Genomic DNA, 3,608 nt, shown 5'->3' on the forward strand with positions numbered 1-3,608 from the left:
GGTGCCGTGTGGGCGGTTGCGGCGGGTGCCGCGTGGGCGGTTGCGGCGGGTGCCGCGTGGGCGGTTGCGGCGTGGGCGGTGCGGAAGCCGGAGACGCGGCCGGCGAGGCGGCTGATTTCCTCGCGCAGGGAGTGGGTGGCGGCGGAGGTCTGCTCGACCATGGCGGCGTTCTGCTGGACGGCCTGGTTCATCTGGCCGGTGGCGGCGTTGATTTCGGCGAGGCTGCCGGCCTGTTCGGCGGCGGCGGTGGCGATTTCGCCGACGAGGCCGTGCAGGTCGGTGACGTGGCCGAGGATGGTATCCAGTGCCGTGCCGGTTTCGCCGACGAGGCGGACGCCGTTGCCGACCTGTTCGGAGGAGCGGGCGATGAGCAGCTTGATGGATTTGGCGGCATCGGCGGAGCGGTGCGCGAGGGCGCGGACCTCGGAGGCGACGACGGCGAAGCCGCGCCCGGCATCGCCGGCGCGGGCGGCCTCGACCCCGGCATTGAGGGCGAGGAGGTTGGTCTGGAAGGCCATTTCGTCGATCAGGCCGATGATCTGGTCGATCTCGCGGGCGGATGTTTCGATGCGGTTCATGGCGACCACGGCCTCGCCGACGATGGCGTGGGACTTGCGCGCGGCGTTGTTGGTGGCGTCGACGGCGCTGGCGGCCTTGGAGGCGTTGTCGGCGGTGCGGCGGATGCCGGTGGTGACGCTGTCGAGCACGGAGGAGGTTTCCTCCAGGGTGGAGGCCTGCTGTTCGGTGCGGCGGGCGAGATCCTCGGCGGCTTCGGCGATTTCGGCGACGCCGAGATTGATTTCGTCGGTGCTCTGGCGGACGCCGTTGACGCTTTCGGCGAGGCGGCTGGCGGCGGTGTTGAAGTCGATGCGGAGCTTGTCGAGCGAGGGGATCAGCTGGCGGTCGACGGAGGCGGTGAGATCGCCTTCGGAGACGCGTTCGAGGGCGTCGCCGACGACGTTCACCTCGGCCATGCGTTCGGTGAGGTCGACCGCGAACTTGACGACCTTCGTCACCTTGCCCTCGGCGTCGTAGACCGGGTTGTAGGTGGCCTGGAGCCAGACGTGGCGGCCGCCCTTGGCGACGCGCTCGAACTCGGCGGAGAGGAATTCGCCCTGGCGCAGGCGTTCCCAGAAGGCCTGGTATTCGCGGCTGGCGGCGTAGCCATCGATCGCGAAGAGGCTGTGCTGGCGGCCCACGACCTCGTCGCGCGCGTAGCCCATGAGGTGGAGGAAGTTGTCGTTGGCTTCGAGGATGGTGCCGTCGAGCGCGAACTTGATGACGGCCTGGGAGCGCTCGATGGCGTTGAGGAGGCTCTGGTTTTCGGCGGCGGCCTGTTTCTCGGCGGTGATGTCGAGGGCGACCTTGACCACCTTGACGACCTTGCCGGCGCGGTTGCGGACGGGGACGTAGGAGGCGCGGAGCCAGACATCGCCGCCGGACTTGGCGATGCGGCGGAACTCGCCGGAGCAGAAGGCGCCGCCGCGCAGGCGCTGCCAGAACTCGCCGTAGGCGGCGGCATCGCGTTCCTCGGCGGAGAGAAAGATGCGGTGATGGCGGCCGGCGATTTCGCCGATGCGGTAGCCCATCAACTGAAGAAAATTGTCGTTGGCATCAGTAATCGTGCCGTCGGGGGCAAAGCTGATGATGCCGAAGGAGTCCCCAAGTGCGTCGAATGTTCGAGAATTATCTAGAATTTGACGCATATTGCCAATCGTCATGTATCGGACTCCGTGTTGACTTGGTCTGTTCTTGTTTGTTGCGGGTCTATGCCGGTTTTCTTAACAGGTTCTTGCGCCAGTCCGTGTTTTTTCGCCGCCTGCCATACGGCGCGGGCATGGTGGGGCGATTCCGCTTCGGGTCGGGCGGCGGGCGGGTTAGGGTTGCGGGGTGACGACGCCGGAGGGTGGTTCGATGGAGGCGATGGAGATTGCGGGCGGGTGCCATTGCGGGGCGGTGCGGTATGTGATCGGCGGGCGGCCCCGGCGGCATTCGCTGTGTTTCTGCGCCGATTGCCGGCGCTGCGCGGGGGCGCCGGTGGTGGCCTGGGCGGTGGTGGACGAGGGTATGCTCCGGGTCAGCGGCGAGGTCTCGGTCTATCGCTCCTCCGGCGACGTGGAGCGCTCGTTCTGCCCGAGATGCGGCGCGGGGCTGTTCTACCGGAGCCAAAAGCTGTTTCCGGGGAGCGTGGACGTGCAGACGGGCACGTTCGACGACCCCGAGATTCTGCCCCCGACCGAGGCGATCCAGATGGCGGAAGCGCCGTCATGGATGGCGGGGATTGGGGAGTTGCCGAAGCATTGGCGGTGGCCGTAGGATGCCATAAGCTATAACCGTAAGCTTAGAATAATAGACCAACCACTTAATTGAGAGACGCCAGAATGAATCCTGTAATACAAGCACAATTGAGAGAATTTACCACTTCAGCTTCTCTAACGAAAGACTCACAAGACACAAATTTTGAGATTTATTCAATTTTCTCAATTATAAATGGCCACCTCGGCGAGTCGGTTGATGCATATGACGTTCATCTCAAAGGTGATGAATTTGGCCTAGATGGAATAGCCATTCTCATACAAGGTGAACTTGTTCAGAATCTCCAAGATGCTCAAGATAAGCTTTCTGTAATCAAATCACCTTCTATTGAATTCATATTTTTTCAGTCAAAATCAAGTGAGAAATTTGATTATGGCGATATATCAAAATTTTTTGATGCGATAATCGGCTTCTTTTCAGGTGATTTGTGCGGCGAAAGTGATGTCATAGATGAACTTATACTAGCGAAAAACAAAATATATGAAAAGCTTACTGGAAAACGAAATCCAAAAATTAGCTGTTATTATGTAACAACTGGAAATTATGAGAAACCGACACGAATTGAGAAATTAAAAAGAGATTTCCGTCGAGATTTAGAGAAAGAAAACATTTTTGATATTTCGACCATTAAAATTGAAGTATCTGCTCATCCTGGTCCGTCGATAAGTTGAATCGATTGTGAATTGACGTGACCACGGCGGATACGATTCGACGGGAGGCGTGAACGAGCTTCCTGACCTGTCTCTCCTATCGCACGCTGAGAAAGACGCGCTGATCCGCGCGCTATGGGACGCGTTGCAATCATCCGAGCGCAGGAACGCGGAACTGGCAATCCGGCTTTCGGATGCGGAACGCCGGATTGCGGAGTTGGAGGCGCGGCTAAACGAACCGCCGAAGCGGCCGGACAATTCGAGCCTGCCGCCATCGCGCGGGCAGAAGCCAAACCGGCCCGAGAAAAGTCCGCGCAAGGGGCCCCGCAAAGGCAGTCTCGGCCGTGAGGGTGGCGGTCGCTTGCTTGCCGAGAACCCCGATCAGACGGTGATCGCGAAGGCGGCGCATTGCCAGCACTGCCGTGCCGGGCTGACTGACGCGGATCAGCGCCTCGCGCAGCGCTACGACAAGATCGATCTGCCGCCGATCAAGCCGGTCGTCACCCGCGTCGAACGCTATGCCGGCCATTGTCCGTGCTGTGGGGCGACCACGCTGGCAGCCGTCCCGGAAGGCATGGAGACCGGCACACCATTCAGCCTCAACCTCGTGGCTCTCGCGATCTACCTGCGCGTCATCCATGC

Annotated in this window: 4 protein-coding genes; 3 read left to right on the forward strand and 1 reads right to left on the reverse strand. The window is 61.1% G+C overall.

Annotation, left to right across the window (positions count from 1 at the left end; all coding sequences use genetic code 11):
- The coding region (locus RT91_RS16960) for a PAS domain-containing methyl-accepting chemotaxis protein (protein WP_051788347.1) at positions 1–1,721 on the reverse strand (1,721 nt) is incomplete at its 3' end.
- A gap of 169 nt (positions 1,722–1,890) precedes the next feature.
- Here RT91_RS16960 and RT91_RS16965 point away from each other — a divergent pair.
- The 3 genes from RT91_RS16965 to RT91_RS16970 form a co-directional block, all read left to right on the forward strand.
- Positions 1,891–2,316, forward strand: coding sequence for a GFA family protein (locus RT91_RS16965; RefSeq protein WP_240314338.1), 426 nt, complete (start codon positions 1,891–1,893; stop codon positions 2,314–2,316).
- A 65-nt stretch (positions 2,317–2,381) separates the two neighbouring features.
- Positions 2,382–2,987, forward strand: coding sequence for a hypothetical protein (locus RT91_RS21635; RefSeq protein ID WP_152982861.1), 606 nt, complete (start codon positions 2,382–2,384; stop codon positions 2,985–2,987).
- Between the two features lie 49 nt (positions 2,988–3,036).
- Positions 3,037–3,608: DUF6444 domain-containing protein (locus tag RT91_RS16970; protein WP_240314339.1), on the forward strand; the 572-nt coding region annotated here is incomplete at its 3' end.

It is taken from the genome of Acidiphilium sp. JA12-A1 (assembly GCF_000724705.2).
GTDB lineage: Bacteria > Pseudomonadota > Alphaproteobacteria > Acetobacterales > Acetobacteraceae > Acidiphilium > Acidiphilium multivorum.

What these genes read in the sequence shown, in the direction of transcription:
- RT91_RS21635 (WP_152982861.1), top strand. Translation starts at nt 2,382, where the DNA reads ATGAATCCTGTAATACAAGCACAATTGAGAGAATTTACCACTTCAGCT.